At 72.2% G+C, this 17,440-nt stretch carries 16 protein-coding genes and 1 pseudogene; 7 read left to right on the top strand and 10 right to left on the bottom strand.

The features are described 5' to 3' along the window. Positions 1–30: 30 nt before the first annotated feature. Together ACWD26_RS25465 and ACWD26_RS25460 are read right to left on the bottom strand one after the other, a co-directional pair. The gene (locus ACWD26_RS25465) at positions 31–879 is read right to left on the bottom strand and encodes a PaaX family transcriptional regulator (protein ID WP_451273791.1); all 849 of its coding nucleotides are present in this window, start codon (positions 877–879) and stop codon (positions 31–33) included. A 15-nt stretch (positions 880–894) separates the two neighbouring features. Further along, positions 895–2,511, bottom strand: a complete 1,617-nt coding sequence (locus tag ACWD26_RS25460) for an AMP-binding protein (RefSeq protein WP_451273789.1) — start codon at positions 2,509–2,511, stop codon at positions 895–897. A 159-nt stretch (positions 2,512–2,670) separates the two neighbouring features. On the opposite strand from ACWD26_RS25460, the gene ACWD26_RS25455 reads away from it, so the two are divergent. Together ACWD26_RS25455 and ACWD26_RS25450 are read left to right on the top strand one after the other, a co-directional pair. Continuing rightward, the gene (locus ACWD26_RS25455) at positions 2,671–3,870 is read left to right on the top strand and encodes an acyl-CoA dehydrogenase family protein (RefSeq protein ID WP_451273787.1); all 1,200 of its coding nucleotides are present in this window, start codon (positions 2,671–2,673) and stop codon (positions 3,868–3,870) included. Beyond that, complete coding sequence (locus ACWD26_RS25450) at positions 3,867–4,265, top strand: RidA family protein (protein ID WP_451273785.1); 399 nt, start codon at positions 3,867–3,869, stop codon at positions 4,263–4,265. Before ACWD26_RS25455 ends, ACWD26_RS25450 begins: the two co-directional genes overlap by 4 nt. Positions 4,266–4,284: 19 nt before the next feature. On the opposite strand, the gene ACWD26_RS25445 is transcribed toward ACWD26_RS25450, so the two are convergent. Next, positions 4,285–4,473 carry a DUF5999 family protein gene (locus ACWD26_RS25445; RefSeq protein ID WP_451273783.1) on the bottom strand — a complete coding sequence of 63 codons (189 nt, stop codon included), beginning with the start codon at positions 4,471–4,473 and terminating at the stop codon, positions 4,285–4,287. A gap of 205 nt (positions 4,474–4,678) precedes the next feature. Between ACWD26_RS25445 and ACWD26_RS25440 the strand changes: the two are divergent. Further along, a pseudogene (locus tag ACWD26_RS25440) lies at positions 4,679–4,936 on the top strand (DUF6299 family protein); the annotation flags it as partial. A 62-nt stretch (positions 4,937–4,998) separates the two neighbouring features. On the opposite strand, the gene ACWD26_RS25435 reads toward ACWD26_RS25440, so the two are convergent. From ACWD26_RS25435 to ACWD26_RS25405, 7 genes are all read right to left on the bottom strand, one after another. Next, the gene (locus ACWD26_RS25435) at positions 4,999–5,820 is read right to left on the bottom strand and encodes a carbonic anhydrase (RefSeq protein ID WP_451273781.1); all 822 of its coding nucleotides are present in this window, start codon (positions 5,818–5,820) and stop codon (positions 4,999–5,001) included. Between the two features lie 71 nt (positions 5,821–5,891). Further along, positions 5,892–6,164 (bottom strand): hypothetical protein, encoded by a 273-nt coding sequence (locus ACWD26_RS25430; RefSeq protein ID WP_451273779.1) that lies wholly within the window; start codon positions 6,162–6,164, stop codon positions 5,892–5,894. Between the two features lie 115 nt (positions 6,165–6,279). Next, positions 6,280–6,990: a class F sortase gene (locus tag ACWD26_RS25425; RefSeq protein ID WP_451273777.1), complete on the bottom strand. Its 711-nt coding sequence runs from the start codon at positions 6,988–6,990 to the stop codon at positions 6,280–6,282. Between the two features lie 266 nt (positions 6,991–7,256). Then, complete coding sequence (locus ACWD26_RS25420; RefSeq protein WP_451273775.1) at positions 7,257–7,805, bottom strand: hypothetical protein; 549 nt, start codon at positions 7,803–7,805, stop codon at positions 7,257–7,259. A gap of 111 nt (positions 7,806–7,916) precedes the next feature. Then, positions 7,917–8,909: a methylmalonyl Co-A mutase-associated GTPase MeaB gene (meaB, locus tag ACWD26_RS25415; RefSeq protein WP_451273773.1), complete on the bottom strand. Its 993-nt coding sequence runs from the start codon at positions 8,907–8,909 to the stop codon at positions 7,917–7,919. Next, positions 8,906–11,089, bottom strand: a complete 2,184-nt coding sequence (gene scpA, locus ACWD26_RS25410; protein WP_451273771.1) for a methylmalonyl-CoA mutase — start codon at positions 11,087–11,089, stop codon at positions 8,906–8,908. Before scpA ends, meaB begins: the two co-directional genes overlap by 4 nt. Then, complete coding sequence (locus ACWD26_RS25405) at positions 11,089–12,897, bottom strand: methylmalonyl-CoA mutase family protein (RefSeq protein ID WP_451273769.1); 1,809 nt, start codon at positions 12,895–12,897, stop codon at positions 11,089–11,091. Before ACWD26_RS25405 ends, scpA begins: the two co-directional genes overlap by 1 nt. 205 nt (positions 12,898–13,102) lie before the next feature. On the opposite strand from ACWD26_RS25405, the gene ACWD26_RS25400 reads away from it, so the two are divergent. From ACWD26_RS25400 to ACWD26_RS25385, 4 genes are all read left to right on the top strand, one after another. Then, entirely contained in the window at positions 13,103–13,327 is a 225-nt protein-coding gene (locus tag ACWD26_RS25400) for a heavy-metal-associated domain-containing protein (protein ID WP_451273767.1), read from the top strand. A 186-nt stretch (positions 13,328–13,513) separates the two neighbouring features. Next, positions 13,514–14,011: a hypothetical protein gene (locus ACWD26_RS25395; protein WP_451273765.1), complete on the top strand. Its 498-nt coding sequence runs from the start codon at positions 13,514–13,516 to the stop codon at positions 14,009–14,011. Positions 14,012–14,095: 84 nt separating this feature from the next. Then, entirely contained in the window at positions 14,096–15,625 is a 1,530-nt protein-coding gene (locus ACWD26_RS25390; protein WP_451273763.1) for an SPFH domain-containing protein, read from the top strand. 579 nt (positions 15,626–16,204) lie between these two features. Then, entirely contained in the window at positions 16,205–17,425 is a 1,221-nt protein-coding gene (locus ACWD26_RS25385) for a cation:proton antiporter (protein ID WP_451273761.1), read from the top strand. The last annotated feature ends 15 nt before the right edge of the window (positions 17,426–17,440 follow it).

The raw sequence follows: 17,440 nt of genomic DNA, 5'->3' as shown, positions 1-17,440 counted from the left end.
CCCTGAGGGTTCCCTGAGTGAACAGAATTGTTATAGATCTTTAAATTCCCTTGAAGTTTCCTGCAGGCCCAGTCCCGCGAACGCCGCTCCGGCGTCCCGCAGCCGTGCGTGCAGTGCCCGGAACACGGCCGCCGAGCGCACACCCGGCCAGTCCGCGGGCAGCAGTCCGGCGGGCAGCCCCGGGTCGGCGTAGGGCAGATGGCGCCAGGAGTCCAACGCCAGCAGATAGTCGCGGTACGCCTCCTCCGGCGGGGTGTCGGCGCGGCGCTCCCAGTCGTGCAGCACGGGCGCGTGGCGGTCGAGGAACGCCTCGTGCTGCTTGGCGATCCCGGCCAGGTCCCACCACCGCGCCACCGCCTCGGCGGTCGCCGCGAACCCCAGGTGCTCGCCCCGGAACAGGTCCACGTAGGGATCGAGCCGCAGCCGGGTCAGGGTGTGCCGGGTCTCCTCGTACAGCCGGGCGGGCGCGATCCACACGCCCGGGGCGGCCGTGCCGAAGCCGAGCCCGGCCAGCCGGGAGCGCAGCACGTGCCGCTTCTGCCGCTCCGACTCCGGCACCGAGAAGACGGCCAGCACCCAGCCCTCGTCCTGCTCGGGCGCCGTCGCGTAGACCCGCCGGTCGCCGTCCTCGAGGAGCTGCCGCGCGTCGCCCGACAGCGCGTACCCGGCTGCCCCCGCCGCCGTGCGGGCCGGCAGCAGCAGTCCGCGCCGTTTCAGCCGGGACACCGAGGAGCGGACGGAGGGCGCGTCGACACCGACCGCGGCGAGCAGCCGGATCAGCTCTGAGACGGGCACGGGGCCCGGCACCGAGCGGCCGTACGCGCCGTAGAAGGTGACGATGAGCGAACGGGGTGCGTGCTGTTCGGACACGTTGATCATTTTAGGTCTTCGGCATCACTGCTGGTCACTTAGGGTGCGCAGCCGGAACCGCTGGAGTTTGCCGGTCGCCGTGCGCGGCAGCGCGTCCAGGAACACGATCTCGCGCGGGCACTTGTACGGCGCCAGCTCCGACTTCACGAACGCGCGCAGCCTTTCGCCGTCCCGGCCGGCGCCCGCTGCGACGACCACGTACGCGACGACGACCTGCCCACGCGCCTCGTCCGGCCGCCCCACCACCGCCGCCTCCCGTACGTCCGGATGGCGCAGCAGGGCCTCCTCGACCTCCGGGCCCGCGATGTTGTGACCGGCCGAGATGATCATGTCGTCGGCGCGTGCGACATAGCGGAAGTACCCGTCCGGCTCGCGGACATAGGTGTCACCCGTGAGGTTCCAGCCGTCCCGCACGTACTCCCGCTGCCGCTCGTCGGCCAGATAACGGCACCCCACCGGACCGCGCACGGCGAGCAGCCCCCGCTCCCCGTCGGGCACCGGCTTCCCGTCCGCGTCCTGCACGCGCGCGTGCCACCCCGGTACGGGCACTCCGGTCGTGCCCGGCCGGATGGCCTCGTCGGCCGCGGAGATGAAGATGTGCAGTAGCTCGGTCGCGCCGATGCCGTTGATGATCCGCAGCCCGGTCCGCTCGTGCCAGGCCCGCCAGGTCGCCTCGGGCAGGTTCTCGCCCGCCGACACACACCGCCGGAGCGACGAGATGTCGTACCCGGCCGCCCCGTTCAGCTCGCCCAGCATCGCCCGGTAGGCGGTCGGCGCGGTGAACAGCACCGACACCCGGTGCTCGGCGATCGCGGGCAGCAACTGCCGGGGCCCCGCCTGTTCGAGCAGCAGGGCGGTGGCTCCGGCCCGCATCGGGAAGACGACGAGGCCGCCGAGCCCGAAGGTGAAGCCGAGCGGGGGAGAGCCGGCGAACACGTCGTCCGGGCGGGGCTGCAGCACATGCCGCGAGAAGGTGTCCGCGACCGCCAGCAGATCCCGGTGGAAGTGCAGGCACCCCTTGGGCCGCCCGGTCGTGCCGGAGGTGAACGCGATCAGCGCCACGTCGTCGGCCGCCGTGGCCACCGCCTCGTACGGCCCCCGCGCCCCGTTCGCGGTCGTCGGCCCGAGCAGGTCGCCGGATCCGTCCCCGCCGTACGTCGTGATCCTGAGCCCCGGGACGTCCGCCTTCACGAGGTCGTCCACGGACCGTATGTCGCACAACGCGTGCGAGACCCGCGCCAGTTCGCAGACGGTCGCCAGCTCCTGCGGCCGCGCTTGCGCGAGCACCGTCACCGCGACCGCCCCCGCCTTGAGCACCGCCAGCCAGCACGCGGCCAGCCAGGGCGTGGTGGGCCCGCGCAGCAGGACCCGGTTGCCGGGCACCACGCCGAGGGAGGACGTCAGCGCATGGGCGATCCGGTCGACACGGGTGCGCAGTTCGCCGTACGTCCAGGTGTCCCCGGCGGGCGTGCGGAAGACGGGCCGGTCGGGGGCGCCGCCGTCGAGCAGCGCGGCGGCGGCGTTGAGACGGTCCGGGTAACGCAGCTCGGGGAGGTCGAAGGACAGCTCCGGCCACTGGTCCGGGGGCGGGAGCCGGTCACGGGCGAAGGTGTCGACATGGGCGGTGACCCTGGAATTCATGACGTGCGCCCCCTGCTGTGTCCCTGCCGAAGTGGGCTCGCATGTGGTGGTGGGCTCGCATGCTGTGTGGGCTCGCACCAGCGAGCGTATCGCCTTGGTGACGGCAGTCAACACTTCGCGATAGCCTGGCAATGGCCCCAGCGGGGAGAAGGGACGGCGATGACCGCATTCTCGCTCGAACCGGCACAACTCGCCTGGCGCGCCGAGCTGCGCGCCCTGGCCGCCGACCGGCTGCGCCCCCTGGCCGACAAGGGCGAACCAGGCCGGGTCAACCGACCGCTCGTCGCCGAGCTGGGCCGACTGGGTCTGCTCTCCCGGCTGTTCACCTCGGGCGCCCTCGACCTCTGCCTGATGCGCGAGTCACTGGCGTACGTCTGCACGGAGGCCGAGACGGCACTGGCCCTCCAGGGCCTGGGCGCCCACCCGGTCCACGCCCACGGCACGGAGGACCAGCGGGCCCGCTGGCTGCCCCGGGTGAGTGACGGCGAGGCGGTCGCGGCCTTCGCGCTCAGCGAGCCGGGGGCCGGTTCGGACGCGGCCGCGCTGTCGCTGCGCGCCGAGCCCGACGGCACCGGCCGCTGGCGGCTCACCGGAGAGAAATGCTGGATCTCCAACGCCCCCGAGGCCGACCTCCACACCGTCTTCGCCCGCACCACCCCGGGCGCGGGCGCCCGTGGCGTCACCGCCTTCCTGGTCCCGGCCGACCGCCCCGGTCTCACCGGCACCCCGCTCGACATGCTCTCCCCGCACCCCGTCGGCGCCCTCGACTTCGACGCCGTCCCCGTCACGGCCGACGACGTCCTCGGCGCACCCGACGGCGGCTTCCGCGTCGCCATGACCACCCTCAACCTCTTCCGCCCGAGCGTCGGCGCCTTCGCGGTCGGCATGGCCGAGGCCGCCCTGGACGCCACCCTCACGCACACCGCCGGGCGGGAGGCGTTCGGCGGCACGCTGCGGGACCTGCAGACCGTCGCCCACCAGGTCGCCGAGATGGCGATGCGCACGGAGGCGGCACGGCTCATGGTCTACGCGGCGGCGACGGCGTACGACTCCGGCGCCCCGGACGTACCCGGGCGGGCGGCGATGGCGAAGCTGCTGGCCACGGAGACCGCGCAGTACGTCGTCGACGCGGCCGTACAACTGCACGGCGCCCGGGCGCTGCGGCGCGGGCATCTGCTCGAACACCTCTACCGGGAGGTGCGGGCGCCGCGTATCTACGAGGGGGCGAGCGAGGTGCAACGGGCAGTCATCGCCAAGGAGTTGTACGTGAAGGAGGCGTCCGGGCGGGAAGCGCGGGACTCCGCGGCGGCGTCCGGGCGGGAGACGCGGAACCCCGTGGGGCAAGGGGGGCCGGTGTGAGCACCGAGCGGGTGAATCCCGCCGGGCTCTCGCCGCCCACCGGCTTCTCGCACGCCGTGGTCGCCACCGGGAGCCGGGTGGTGTTCCTGGCGGGGCAGACCGCGCTCGACGGGGACGGCAAGGTCGTCGGGGAGACGCTGGAGGAGCAGTTCGAGGTGGCGCTCGGCAATCTGCTGACCGCCCTGGAGGCCGCCGGCGGCACACCGGCCGACCTCGCCCGCGTCACGGTCTACGCCACGGACGTCGCCGACTATCGCGACCGCGCTGCCCGACTCGGCCGTATCTGGCGGAGGTCGGCGGGACGGGACTACCCCGCGATGGCGGTCGTCGGCGTCGTACGGCTCTGGGACGAGCGGGCCCTCGTGGAACTCGACGGCTTCGCGGTGCTGCCGTAGCCGTACGGGCGAGGTCGTGTCAGGCGGCGACGGCGAGACGGCTCGGTGCGACGATGCTGCCGTCGGGCAGGATCTCACCGGTGTCGTCGAAGACGATCGCCCCGTTGCACAGCAGGTTCCAGCCCTGCTCGGGGTGGAAGGCGACGATGTGCGCGGCGTCGCGGTCCGTGCTGTCGGCCGAGGGGCACAGGGGCTGGTGGGAACACATGGCGGGCCTCCACGTCGTCGTGAGTGCCGGCGGCGCGTCACCGCCTCGCACTACAGACGATGCCCGCGCCCGGAACTCATCGCCAGACCGTTCCGCGAGACGTGACAGCACCCGGACGTGCTGTGACAGGACGCGGACATAACCCCGGGCGCGCGGTCGCACCCGGTAGTGAGGACGGCGGAGTCGACGCGGCGTCGCGGGGGCGACCATGGACCCCACCGCGTACGTCGCCCCGGACGGCACCCTCACCCTCTCCGGCACATACCGCTGCCGCGGCGGCACCGCGGCGGTCCGCGACGGCGCCGACCACACCTGGACCAGCGGGGACAAGGCGGAGCCAGGCCGCTACCGGCCCGGTCCCGCCCGGGTGGAGGCCACCATCATGGAGCTGTCCGGCGGCGGTCTGCCGCTGCCCAGGTTCCACGCGGTGAAGCAGCAGGACATCACCCTGGTGGAGGGCTGAGACAACGCGAAGGCGGCTCCGGTGGTCGGTGTCACCGGAGCCGCCTTCCCCCCGCCGGGGCCTTACTTGAGCAGGTGCACCCGCTGGGTCGTCAGGTCGTAGCGGGCGCCGACGATCGCCACCTTGTCCGCCTTCAGCTTGGCGGCGAGGTCCGGGTCGGCCGCGAGCTTGCGGCGGACGAGGCGGACGTTCGCGTCGATGGTCGCGGCGACCCGGGCGTCGCCGGTCACGCGGTGGTCGATGGCCGGAGCGATCTCGTCGGCGATGTACTGGATGCCGCTCGGCAGCTCCTCACCGCTCTCGTCCACCGCGACGGCGGCCTTCACGGCTCCGCAGGACTGGTGACCGAGCACCACGACCAGCGGGATGCCCAGTTCGAGGACGCCGTACTTGACGCTGCCGAGGACCGACTGGTCCAGCACCTCGCCCGCGCTGCGCACGGTCATCAGGTCGCCGAGGCCCTGGTCGAAGACCAGCTCCGGGGGGACGCGGGAGTCGATGCAGCCGAGGATGAGGGCGAAGGGCTGCTGACCGGTCGTCAGCGCCTTGCGCACGGTGGCGTCCTCGTCGGGGTGCCGCTCGGTGAAGGTCCGCCAGCGGCGGTTGCCCTTCGACAACTCGGCCAGCGCCTCGTCCGCCGTGCTCGGCCGGGTGCGGGTGCCGGCGGAGGAGGAGGCCGAGGGGGAGGCATGGGCCTTGCGGGAGACGGGCTCGGCGTCGGCCGGAAAAGCGCCGATGGCGAGGCCACCACCGAGTACCGCGGAGCCGGCCAGTGCGGCGCGCAGGAGCGAGCGCCGGCCGCGCGGCTTCGCGTGGGGTATCGGGGCGTCGGCGGAGTCGGTCGCCTCGGCGCCGTCGCCTCTGTTGGATGCGTCAGAGTTCACGAGCAGGAACGTACGTCCGAGCTAAACCCTCAAACGTTCAAGTTGCGGAATCATGGAGGAGCGTTGATCAATCATGGCCGACCCTTGAACCGTTCTTGGTCACTTGAGGGAGAGTTTTTGGCCAGCCGGTCTCCTGTCGTTCGCCTCACGGGTTGGGAGCGCTCCCGGCCCCTCTGCCCAGCCACGTTGCCAGCGACCACCACCGCGGTCCGGTCCAGCCGACGCCCGGTGTCGAGGAACGCCACAGCCGTGAGCGCGAGTTGGCGGTGGAAGCCGTCCGCCGGATCCAGCCCGCCGAGGAACCGGTCGCTCAGCGCCGCGCCCAGCACCGCGTGGTCCGCCATGGCGATCTCCCCGGGCGGAGGCGTAGGTGGACTTCGCCTCCGGCGAGCGGACGGCGGATAGGGGCGGGCGGGCAGCACGGAGGCGTGTTCGCCGTCCGGCCCCGTGCGCCGGGGCTCACGTCCGGTGCGCGAAGACCACCAGGTTCTCCGTGTAGTCCATGACCGTGCGGTCGTAGTCGCCCGCACAGGTGATCAGCCGGACCTCGGGCCGGGACGCGTCGGCGTACACCCGCTCGTCGGGGAATTCGTCCTTCTCGAACGTCTCCAGGCCGTCGACCACGAAGGTCACCCGGCTCCGGTCGGCGCGTACGACGTAGAAGACGTCGCCCTTCTCCAGTTCGCTGAGCCCCGCGAAGACGGCCGGCGAGGTCGCCGTGTCGACGTGCCCGGCGATGATCGAGGTGCCCGTCTCTCCGGGGGCCGCGCCCTCCGCGTGCCAGCCGACGAGGTTGATGTCGTCCGCCGGCGGGGCTTCGAGCTGGCCGGAGGGGCCGATGGCGAGGGGCGTGAACGGGGCGCTCACGCGGATCTTCGGGATGAGCAGCCGGACCGGCCTGGCCCCGGGCCGACGCTCTCCCCGTCCCTCCGGACGTTCGGCGGCGGAGGCCTCCTCGCCCGCGAGGGGAGGCTCGGAAACGTGCGTGGCCTGCGGGGCGTGCCGGGCGTCGCTCGGCGGGCGGGAGGCGTCGGACGAGGAGTCCTCGCCACCGAACAGGCTCATCGCCAGGATCAGTAGGGCCACGGCGCACAGCACGGTCAGATTGACGCGGGTGCCAGGGCGGGTCGGCACGGGATCGGTGCCGGGGGGAGAAGGGTGGGCTGCCATCGGACACCACCTCACCAGGTACGGCAGCTGAGCGGACGAGCGGACGAGCGGACGAGCGGACGAGCGGACGAGCGGACGAGCGGACGAGCGGACGAGCGGACGAGCGGAGGAACGGACGAGCGGACCAAAGGAGGAACGGAAGAGCGGACGAACCGACGAGCAGATGAACGGGCGGAGGGTGGGGCGGAAACCCGGCCGGGCCGCCACACAGCACACGGTGTGGCGGCGCGGCCCGCTATCGCGTCAGGTATCGCGCCTGGCATGGCTCAGGCCACGCTTCCGGCCGTCTTCCTACGACGCAGGGCGTACATACCCGTACCGGCCACCGCGAGGACGGCCATCCCGCCCGCCGTCACCGCGGGCGCGGCGAGCGCGCCGCCACCGGTGTGCATCCCGCCGTGGGGCTTGTCGTGGTCACCCTTCCAGGAGCCCTCTTCGTGCCCGTCCTTCCAGGAGCCCTTGTCCTGCTCTCCCTTCCACGACTCCTTGTCGTTGTGGCCCTTCCACGACTCCTTCTCGTGGTCGCCCTTCCAGGAGTCCTTCGCGTGCCCGGCCTCCTTGCCGTAGCCCTCCGACTCGTGCTTGCCGGCCCGCTCGGAGTCCCACTCCTCCGCGCCGTTCAGTGAGGTCAGCGCACCGCCACCCGTGTGAACACCGCCACGCGGTCCGTCGTGCCTGCTGTCCTTGTCGTGCTCCTTGCTGTAGCCATTGTCCTCGTGGTCCCACTTGTCGCCGTCGGCGTAGGCGCCGGGGGCGGTGATGGCGAGGACGGCGGTGGCCGCCGCCGTGGCGAGAAGCATGCGAGCAGATCGCATCTGATGGTCCTTCCGCCGCAGCCGGGCAGCTGGTGCTTCGTCAGCTGACTCGACCCGACTCCGACGTGATCCACCGTCAGTCGGATCCAGCTCCTGCACCACTCGGGGCGCTCAGCCGGGTGAACCGGAGGGGTCCCCGAAGGCCTCCAGGATGCGCTCGGCGGCCAGTGTGGCCGTCAACTCGCCGTCCCTTACCTGTCGTTCGAGGTCGGGTGCGAGGGACCGTACGCCCGGATGGGTGCGCAGCCGGCCGAGGAGTTCGTCGCGGACCATGGACCAGGTCCAGTCGACCTGCTGGTCGCGACGCTTGGCGGCGAGGCGGCCCGTGGAGTCGAGGAGGGCGCGATGCTGCTCCAGGCGCTCCCAGACGGTGTCGAGGCCGGTCGACTCGCGGGCGCTGCAGCTGAGCACCGGCGGCGTCCAGACCGCGTCCCTGCCGTGCATCAGCCGCAGGGCGCCCGCCAGCTCACGGGCGGCCGTGCGGGCGTCGCGCTCGTGGGGCCCGTCCGCCTTGTTGACGGCGAGCACGTCGGCCAGCTCCAGGACGCCCTTCTTGATGCCCTGCAGCTGGTCGCCGGTGCGGGCGAGGGTGAGCAGGAGGAAGGAGTCGACCATGTTGGCGACGGCCGTTTCGGACTGGCCGACGCCGACCGTCTCCACCAGCACCACGTCGTAGCCGGCCGCCTCCATCACCACGATCGACTCGCGGGTGGCCTGGGCGACCCCGCCGAGCGTCCCGGCCGTCGGGGAGGGCCGTACGAAGGCCGCCGGGTCGACGGCCAAACGCTCCATCCGGGTCTTGTCACCGAGGATCGAGCCGCCCGTACGGCTCGACGACGGGTCCACCGCCAGCACCGCCACCCGGTGTCCCAGCGAGGTCAGCATCGTGCCGAACGCGTCGATGAACGTCGACTTGCCGACGCCCGGCACCCCGCTGACCCCGATCCGTCGCGCCCGTCCGCTGTGCGGCAGCAGCGCGGTCAGCAACTCCTGTGCCCGTGTCCGGTGCTGGGGCCGGGTGGACTCGACGAGGGTGATGGCGCGCGCGATGATCGCCCGCTTCCCGTCGAGCACACCCTTGGCGTAGGCGTCGACATCGATCACAGGTCGTGCTCGAGGTCGTCCGACAGCCGCTTCACCAGGTCGTGCGCCGCGTCCGGGATCACCGTCCCGGGCGGGAACACGGCCGCCGCACCCATCTCCAGCAACGTGGGGACGTCCTGCGGCGGGATCACCCCACCGACCACGATCATGATGTCCTCGCGCCCCTCCTCGGCCAGCTGCTCCTTCAGCGCCGGTACGAGGGTGAGGTGCCCGGCGGCCAGCGACGACACCCCGACGATGTGCACATCCGCCTCGACGGCCTGACGGGCCACCTCGGCCGGCGTCTGGAACAGCGGGCCGACGTCGACGTCGAAACCGAGGTCGGCGAAGGCGGTCGCGATCACCTTCTGGCCCCGGTCGTGGCCGTCCTGGCCCATCTTGGCGACCAGGATGCGCGGCCGACGGCCCTCGGCCTCCTGGAAGGCCTCGACCAGACCTCGGGTGCGCTCCACGGACGGGGACTCGCCTGCTTCGTTGCGGTACACGCCGGAGATCGTACGGATCTGGCTCGCGTGCCGGCCGTACACCTTCTCCAGGGCGTCGGAGATCTCGCCGACGGTGGCCTTGGCGCGGGCGGCGTTCACCGCCAGCTCCAGCAGGTTGCCCTCGCCGCCGGCGGCCCGGGTGAGCGCGTCGAGGGAGTCCTGGCACGCCTGCTCGTCCCGCTCCGCGCGCAGCCGGCGCAGCTTCTCGATCTGCTGGGCGCGGACCGAGGAGTTGTCGACCTTGAGGACGTCGATCTGCTCGTCGGTCTCGACCCGGTACTTGTTGACCCCGATGACCGGCTGCCGCCCGGAGTCGATCCGGGCCTGGGTACGGGCCGCCGCCTCCTCGATGCGCAGCTTGGGGATGCCCGCGTCGATGGCCTTGGCCATGCCGCCCGCGTGCTCCACCTCCTGGATGTGCTGCCAGGCGCGGCGGGCGAGGTCGTACGTCAGCTTCTCCACATAGGCGCTGCCGCCCCACGGGTCGATGACGCGATTGGTGCCGGACTCCTGCTGGAGGAGGAGCTGGGTGTTGCGGGCGATACGCGCCGAGAAGTCGGTCGGCAGCGCGAGCGCCTCGTCGAGGGCGTTGGTGTGCAGCGACTGGGTGTGGCCCTGGGTGGCCGCCATGGCCTCCACGCAGGTGCGGGTCACGTTGTTGAAGACGTCCTGCGCGGTCAGCGACCAGCCCGAGGTCTGCGAATGGGTGCGCAGGGAGAGAGACTTGGAGTTCTGCGGCTCGAACTGTCGCACCAGCTTCGCCCACAGCAGGCGGGCCGCCCGCAGCTTGGCGACCTCCATGAAGAAGTTCATCCCGATCGCCCAGAAGAACGACAGCCGGGGCGCGAACGCGTCCACGTCCAGGCCCGCCTCCCGGCCCGCCCGGATGTACTCCACGCCGTCCGCGAGCGTGTACGCCAGCTCCAGGTCGGCCGTCGCGCCCGCCTCCTGGATGTGGTAGCCGGAGATGGAGATGGAGTTGTAACGGGGCATGCGCTGCGAGGTGAAGGCGAAGATGTCGGAGATGATCCGCATCGACGGCTTCGGCGGATAGATGTAGGTGTTGCGGACCATGAACTCCTTGAGGATGTCGTTCTGGATGGTCCCCGCCAGCTTCTCGGCCGGCACACCCTGCTCCTCGGCCGCCACGATGTAGAGCGCGAGCACGGGCAGCACGGCGCCGTTCATCGTCATCGACACGGTCATCCGGTCCAGCGGGATGCCGTCGAAGAGCTGCCGCATGTCGAGGATCGAGTCGATGGCCACGCCCGCCATGCCGACGTCGCCGGTCACCCGCGGGTGGTCGCTGTCGTAGCCCCGGTGGGTGGGCAGGTCGAAGGCGACGGACAGGCCCTTCTGGCCGGCCGCCAGGTTGCGGCGGTAGAAGGCGTTGGACTCCTCGGCCGTGGAGAAGCCCGCGTACTGGCGGATCGTCCAGGGCTGGTTGACGTACATCGTCGGGTACGGGCCGCGCAGATACGGGGCGACGCCCGGGTAGGTGCCCAGGAAGTCCAGGCCCTCCAGGTCCTGCCCGGTGTACAGCGGCTTGACCGGGATGCCCTCCGGGGTCTCCCACAGCAGGTCGTCACCGCCGGCCGCCTTCTCGACCGCCGTCCGCCACTCGTCGGCGCCGCCGTCGACGGCCGGGGAACCCAGCTCGATCCCGGAGAAGTCGGGGACGGAAGGGCTGGACATCAGGACACTCCCATGCGGTCGAGGGTGGCGGACAGGACGGCCACCGCGTCGCAGCCCGCGAATACGTACGCGTCGACCTCGGTGTACTGCCCGGGGCGGCCGGCGAGGAACACGTGCGAGGCGCCGGCGGCCTTCAACTCGGCCGCCGTGGTCGCGGCCCGTTCCTCGTAGAGGGCGTCGCTGGAGCAGAGACAGACCTCGGTGGCGCCGCTCTCCTCGAACGTGCCCCCGGTGACGGGCTCGATGCCGCCGGCCTGGAAGAGGTTGGCGGCGAAGGTCGTACGGGCGGTGTGGGCGGCGGCGGGGCCGAGGGAGGCCAGGTAGATCCGGGGCCGGGAGCCGGTGGCGGCCAGGTGGGCGTCCGAGCGGGCGCGCAGCGCCTCGTACGCCTCGTCGCGGCTGACGCGGGGGAGACCGCCGGACGGCGGCTCGGCGGCGGGCGTGCGGACCACCGGCTTCTCGGCCAGATGGGGGAACTCGCTGACACCGGTGATGGGTTCGCGTCGCTCGGCGAGCTTTCCGGTGCGGCTCTCCCAGGTGTCGGCGAGGTCCTGGCCGAGGCGCCCCGAACGCAACGCGGCGGACAGACCGCCCAGTTCCTCGATCCGCTGGAAGAACTTCCAGCCGGCGTGGGCGAGTTCGTCCGTGAGTCGTTCCACGTACCAGGAGCCGCCCGCCGGGTCGATCACCCGGGCGAGGTGGGACTCCTCGATGAGGATCGTCGAGGTGTTGCGGGCGACACGCCGGGCGAACGCGTCCGGCAGTCCGAGCGAGTGGTCGAAGGGCAGCACGGTGACGGAGTCGGCGCCGCCCGCGCCGGCGGCCAGCGTGGCGATGGTCGTGCGCAGCATGTTCACCCACGGGTCGCGGCGCGTCATCATCACCGGTGAGGTCACCGCGTGCTGCGTCTGCGCCCCGGCGGCGGACACCCCGCACACCTCGGCCACCCGGGCCCAGAGCCGGCGCGCCGCCCGCAGCTTGGCGATCGTCAGGAACTGGTCGGCGGTCGCCGCGTACCGGAACTCCAGCTGCGCACAGGCTTGTTCGACGCCGAGTCCGGCCTCGGTCAGCTCCCGCAGATACGCCACCCCGGTCGCCAGCGAGCAGCCCAGCTCCTGGGCCGCCGAGCCACCGGCCTCGTGGTACGGCAGCGCGTCCACGGTCAGGGCGCGCAGCCCCGGGTACTCCTCGGCGCACAGCCGGGCGAGCCCGGCCACGGGTGCGACGTCGTACGTCTGTCCCGTGCGGGCCTCGTGGCCGAGGGGGTCCGCGCCCAGGTTGCCGCGCGCGGCCTCCTTGGGGACGCCCCGTTCGGCGTACAGCCGCAGCAACTCCCGTGCGGCGGGCTCGGTCTCGGCGCCCGCGTCCAGGACGACCGGCGCGAGATCGAGGAGGACGCCGTCGAGGACCCGGGCGAGGGACGACACCGGGAGCCCGGTCTCGCCGAGCACCAGCCACAGGGAGGTGACGCCGTTCTCCAGGTCCGCGAGCACGGCGTCGCCGTCCGCCGCGGTGTGCCGCTGGCGTACGTCCCAGCCGCCGACGGTGTTGCCCTCGGCCCGGCCTCCTCGTACGAAGGGCGCGAAGCCGGGGTAGCCGGGAGCGGGCGCGGTGTCGTGCGCGGTGTAGAGAGGTCGGGTGCGCAGCCCGTCCTCCAGCGCGGTGGACAGGGCTTCCTCGGCCTGAGCACCCTCGACGTCCTTGCCCGATTTGCGCAGCACGCCCGCGACCAGGCGCTGCCACTGCTCGTGCGTCGCGTCAGGGAACTCGGCGGCCAGCTCAAGCCCGTCGTCAGGCAGGACCGTCATGCTCGGATGCTAGGCCAGAGGCACAAAGGAGCAGCAGGGGGCACGGCTGTGACCTTGCCCTCTCCGGAACGACCTTGCTGCGTGGGTGGGTCACGTACTAGGTGCGGGATGAACACGGTGGGGGTCCGCGTCGTACTTCGTGCCACGCGGCCCGTGCGTCCCCGACGTTCACAGTCAGCGGGCCGACCGAGGACAGGAGCGACCCATGGCCGAGAAGTACTTCACGGTGTCCGGTATGAGCTGTGGCCACGGCGCTGCCGGCGTCACCGAGGAGGTCGTCGCGGTGCCCGGCGTCACCGAGGTCGACGTCGACGTGCGCGCCGGTCTGGTGACCGTCCGCGGGGAGACGGTCGACGACGCGGCCGTACGCGCGGCGATCGTCGGGGCGGGCTACGAGGTCGCGGAGGTCGTACGGCAGATCGCGGCCTGAGCGGGCCCTGGTGGGTCCTTGTGGGCCTTATGGGTCCTGGTGGGTCCTGGTGGACCCGAGCCGGCCGTAGCCGGAAGGAAAGGCGCGGGAACACTGCCGGAACACGGCAATGAATCGGTCCCCCTACCCGTGTGAGGATCCTGTCAAGCCGGAGATCGGCGGCGGGGCGGGAGGGGGACGGCGCGTATGGCCTGGTTCTTCGGACTCGGCATCACGGGGGTCGTGCTGCTCGCCCTGTCGCTGGTCTTCGACGGGGTGCTGGACGGCGCGGTCGACGGTGTGCTCGACGGGGGACTGTCGTTGCCGGTCGTCGCCGGGTTCATGGCGGCGACCGGCTTCGGCGGGGTCCTCGCGACCGAGGTGCTGGACGCGGGCCCGGTGGTCGCCACCGGCTGCGGTGCGGCCCTGGGGGCCGGCGCGGCCGGGCTGACGTACCGCTTCGGGCGGGCCCTGATGCGCGATCGAACGGCCCTCGCGCCACGGGGCGACGATCTGGTGGGCACCGAGGGCAAGGTGGTGACCGCCATTCCGGCCGACGGCCTGGGCGAGGTGCTGCTGCGGCTCGCCGGGCAGCCGGTGAAGTTCGCGGCGCGCAGCGCGGGGCCGGTCGCCCGGGGCGTCGAGGTGTGGGTGGAGGCGGCGCCGACCGCCACCTCGGTCGTGGTGCGCCCTGTGGACCGCTGATCCGGTCTCTGTCCCGCTGTCCTTGCACCGGTCTTTCTGCTGCTGTCCTTTCTCTTCTGATATGTGATTCGGGGGGCTTGTGTCATGAGTTCTGTGGTTCTCGCGGTGGTGGGAGTCGTCGTACTCCTCGTGCTGTCGGCTCTCGTCGTGGTCACCCGCTACAAGGTGGCGGGCCCCAGCGAGGCGTTCATCGTCACCGGCCGGCGCGGCAAGCAGGCCACCGATCCGGACACCGGGCGGGTGTTCACCGACAACAGCGGGCAGAAGGTCGTGGTCGGCGGCGGGGTGTTCGTCGTGCCGTTCGTGCAGCAGCGGTTCACCCTCGACCTGTCGTCCCGGCACATCCCGGTGGCGGTGCGCGGCGCGGTCACGCTGCGCGGGATCAAGGCGCACCTCGAAGGCGTCGCCATCGTCAAGGTCGGTGGCACCGAGGACTCGATCCGCGCCGCCGCCCAGCGGTTCCTGATGCAGCAGGACGGCATCGTCGGCTTCACCCAGGAGGTGCTCTCGGGCGCGCTGCGGGCCATCGTCGGCCGGATGTCGGTGGAGGACATCATCCGCGACCGGGCCGCCTTCGCCGGTCAGGTCGCCGAGGAGGCGGAGGCCAGCCTGTCCGGGCAGGGCCTCGTGCTGGATGCCTTCCAGATCCAGGACATCACCACCGAGGGCTCCTATCTGGAGGACCTGGGCCGCCCGGAGGCAGCGCGCGCCAAGCAGGAGGCCGATATCGCCGAGGCGGTGGCCCGGCGCGCCGCCGAGCAGGCCCGGCTGAAGGCGGAGGAGGAGATCGCGGTCGCCCAGCGGACCTTCTACCTCAAGCAGGCCGAGATCAAGGCCGAGACGGACTCCGCCGCCGCGCAGGCGAACGCGGCCGGACCGCTTGCCGAGGCCGCCCGGCAGCAGGACATCCTCACCCAGCACGAGAAGGTCGCCGAGCGGCAGGCCGCGTTGAAGGACCGCCAGCTCGACACGGAGGTCCGCAAACCCGCCGACGCCCAGCGGTACGCGGCCGAACAGGAGGCCGAGGCGCGGCGGGTGGCCCGGGTCAAGCAGGCCGAGGCGGAGCGGCTGGCCGAGATCGCGAGCGCCCAGGCGGAGGCCGAGCGGGCGAGGCTGACCGGTGAGGGCGAGAAGCAGCGGCGTACGGCGCTGGCCGAGGCCGAGGCCGTCGAGGGGCTCAGGCAGGGCGAGTCGGAGCGGGCGCGACGGGCGGCGATCGCGGAGGCCGTGCGGCTGGAGGGCGAGGCCGAAGCGGCGGCGATCGGGGCGAAGGGGGCGGCCGAGGCCGAGGCGATGCGGCAGAAGGCCGACGCGTTCGGGCAGTACGGGGACGCGGCGGTTCTGCAGATGCTTGTCGAGGTGCTGCCGCAGGTGGTCGCCAAGGCGGCCGAACCGCTCGCCGCGGTGGACAAGATGACCGTCATCTCCACGGACGGCGCCGCCCGCATCCCGCGTGCGGTCGCCGACAACGTCGCCCAGGGGCTCGAACTCCTCGGCTCCACCACGGGCGTTGACCTCGCGGAACTCCTGAAGGGCGTCGCGCGGGGCGATGCGGCGGCCGGGGAGCGGTCGGCGCGGCACGGTGACAACGGCAAGGTCGCGATAGGTGAGTGACGAAATGAGTCTGCGGTAAGGGGAAAGGGATAGCACCTTGCCGATTGTGTGATTTTGCCTTTTCGGATTGCGCTAGACTCCCTTATCGAGCGCTTACGCTCTGTTGAGCGCTCACTGGCTCATTCGGTCGAGTGGCGGTCGGTGGTTCAGCCGACGGCGTGTTGGGGGGCGTGACATGGGTCGAGTCATCCGCGTACGCGTCCTGAACGCCGCTCGCGACGCCGTCCCCGATACCGGGCGCGCCGCCGGTCCGGGCGACCGTCCCGCGTACTGAGGCCCTCGCGGCCGTAGCGGCAGCTCCGCGACTGCCTGACCCCTCCGGGCAGTTGGCGGGCCGTCACGTATGCGACCGACCCCTGCGGCAAACCGCGCGCTTATACGCACAAGGGCCCGGCTGACCTGTGTGCCGGGGCCGGCTGCCCTGCGGCCACGCTCACACTCGCGGTCGCCTCACGCACCAGCCGTACCTGCACCAGGCAGATCCGCACCGGGCAGATCCGCACCGGGCAGATCCGGCCGGGCAGATCCGCACCAGGCACAGACGCCGTCACCGCACCCGTCAACGGAGGACAGACGCCCGTGCACAACACCACCGCCATGCTCATCGAACTCGGGGCGATCATCCTCGGCCTGGGCTTGCTGGGCCGCCTCGCCGGACGGGTGGGCTTCTCGCCCATTCCCCTCTACCTGCTCGCCGGACTCGCCTTCGGCCACGGCGGCATCCTCCCGCTGCAGGCCAGCGAGGAGTTCGTCGCGACCGGCGCCGAGATAGGCGTCATCCTCCTGCTGCTCCTGCTCGGCCTGGAGTACAGCGCCTCCGAACTGGTCACCAACCTCAAGACCCAATACCCCTCCGGAGCGGTCGACTTCGTCCTCAACGCCGGCCCCGGCGCCGCGATGGCGTTCCTGCTCGGCTGGGGGCCGATCGCCGCCGTCGCCCTGGCCGGCGTCACCTGGATCTCGTCCTCCGGTGTCATCGCCAAGGTCCTCGGCGACCTGCGCCGCCTCGGCAACCGCGAGACCCCGGTGGTGCTCGGCATCCTGGTGCTCGAAGACCTCTCCATGGCCGTCTACCTGCCGATCCTCACCGCCCTGCTCGCCGGGGTGAGCCTGGCGGGCGGCGCCTTCACCCTCCTGATCGCCCTCGGCACCGTGGGCGCCGTCCTCTACGTCGCCCTGCGCCACGGGCGGCTGATCAGCCGTGCGGTCTCCTCCGACAACGCCGAGATGCTCCTCCTGGTCGTCCTCGGCCTCGCCCTCGTCGTCGCCGGGATCGCCCAGCACCTCCAGGTCTCGGCGGCCGTGGGTGCCTTCCTCGTCGGCATCGCGCTGTCCGGTGAGGTCGCCGAGGGGGCCAGCAGCATCCTCACGCCGCTGCGGGACCTTTTCGCCGCGGTGTTCTTCGTCTTCTTCGGCCTGCACACCGACCCCGCGGACATCCCACCCGTGCTCCTCCCGGCCCTCGCACTGGCCGCCGTCACCACCCTGACGAAGATCGCCACCGGGTACTGGGCCGCGCGCCGGGCCGGGATCTCGGAGAAGGGCCGCTGGCGCGCGGGTGGGACGCTGGTCGCCCGGGGCGAGTTCTCCATCGTCATCGCGGGCCTCGCGGTCGGAGTCGAGCCCCGCATCGGCCCGCTCGCCACGGCCTACGTCCTCATCCTGGTCGTCCTCGGCCCCCTCACCGCCCGCTGGACGGAACCCCTCGCGCGCCGCCTCACCCGCCGCCCGCCGACGGTCACCGCGCCCGCCTTGGAGCCCGAGCCCGAGCCCGCCGAGGCCGTGCACGCGAACGCCTGAGGAGACCAGGGATGC

This window comes from Streptomyces sp. NPDC002787 (assembly GCF_053592095.1).
The sequence above is the reverse complement of the archived record's forward strand: the minus strand, read 5'-3'. Positions and strand labels throughout refer to the sequence as shown.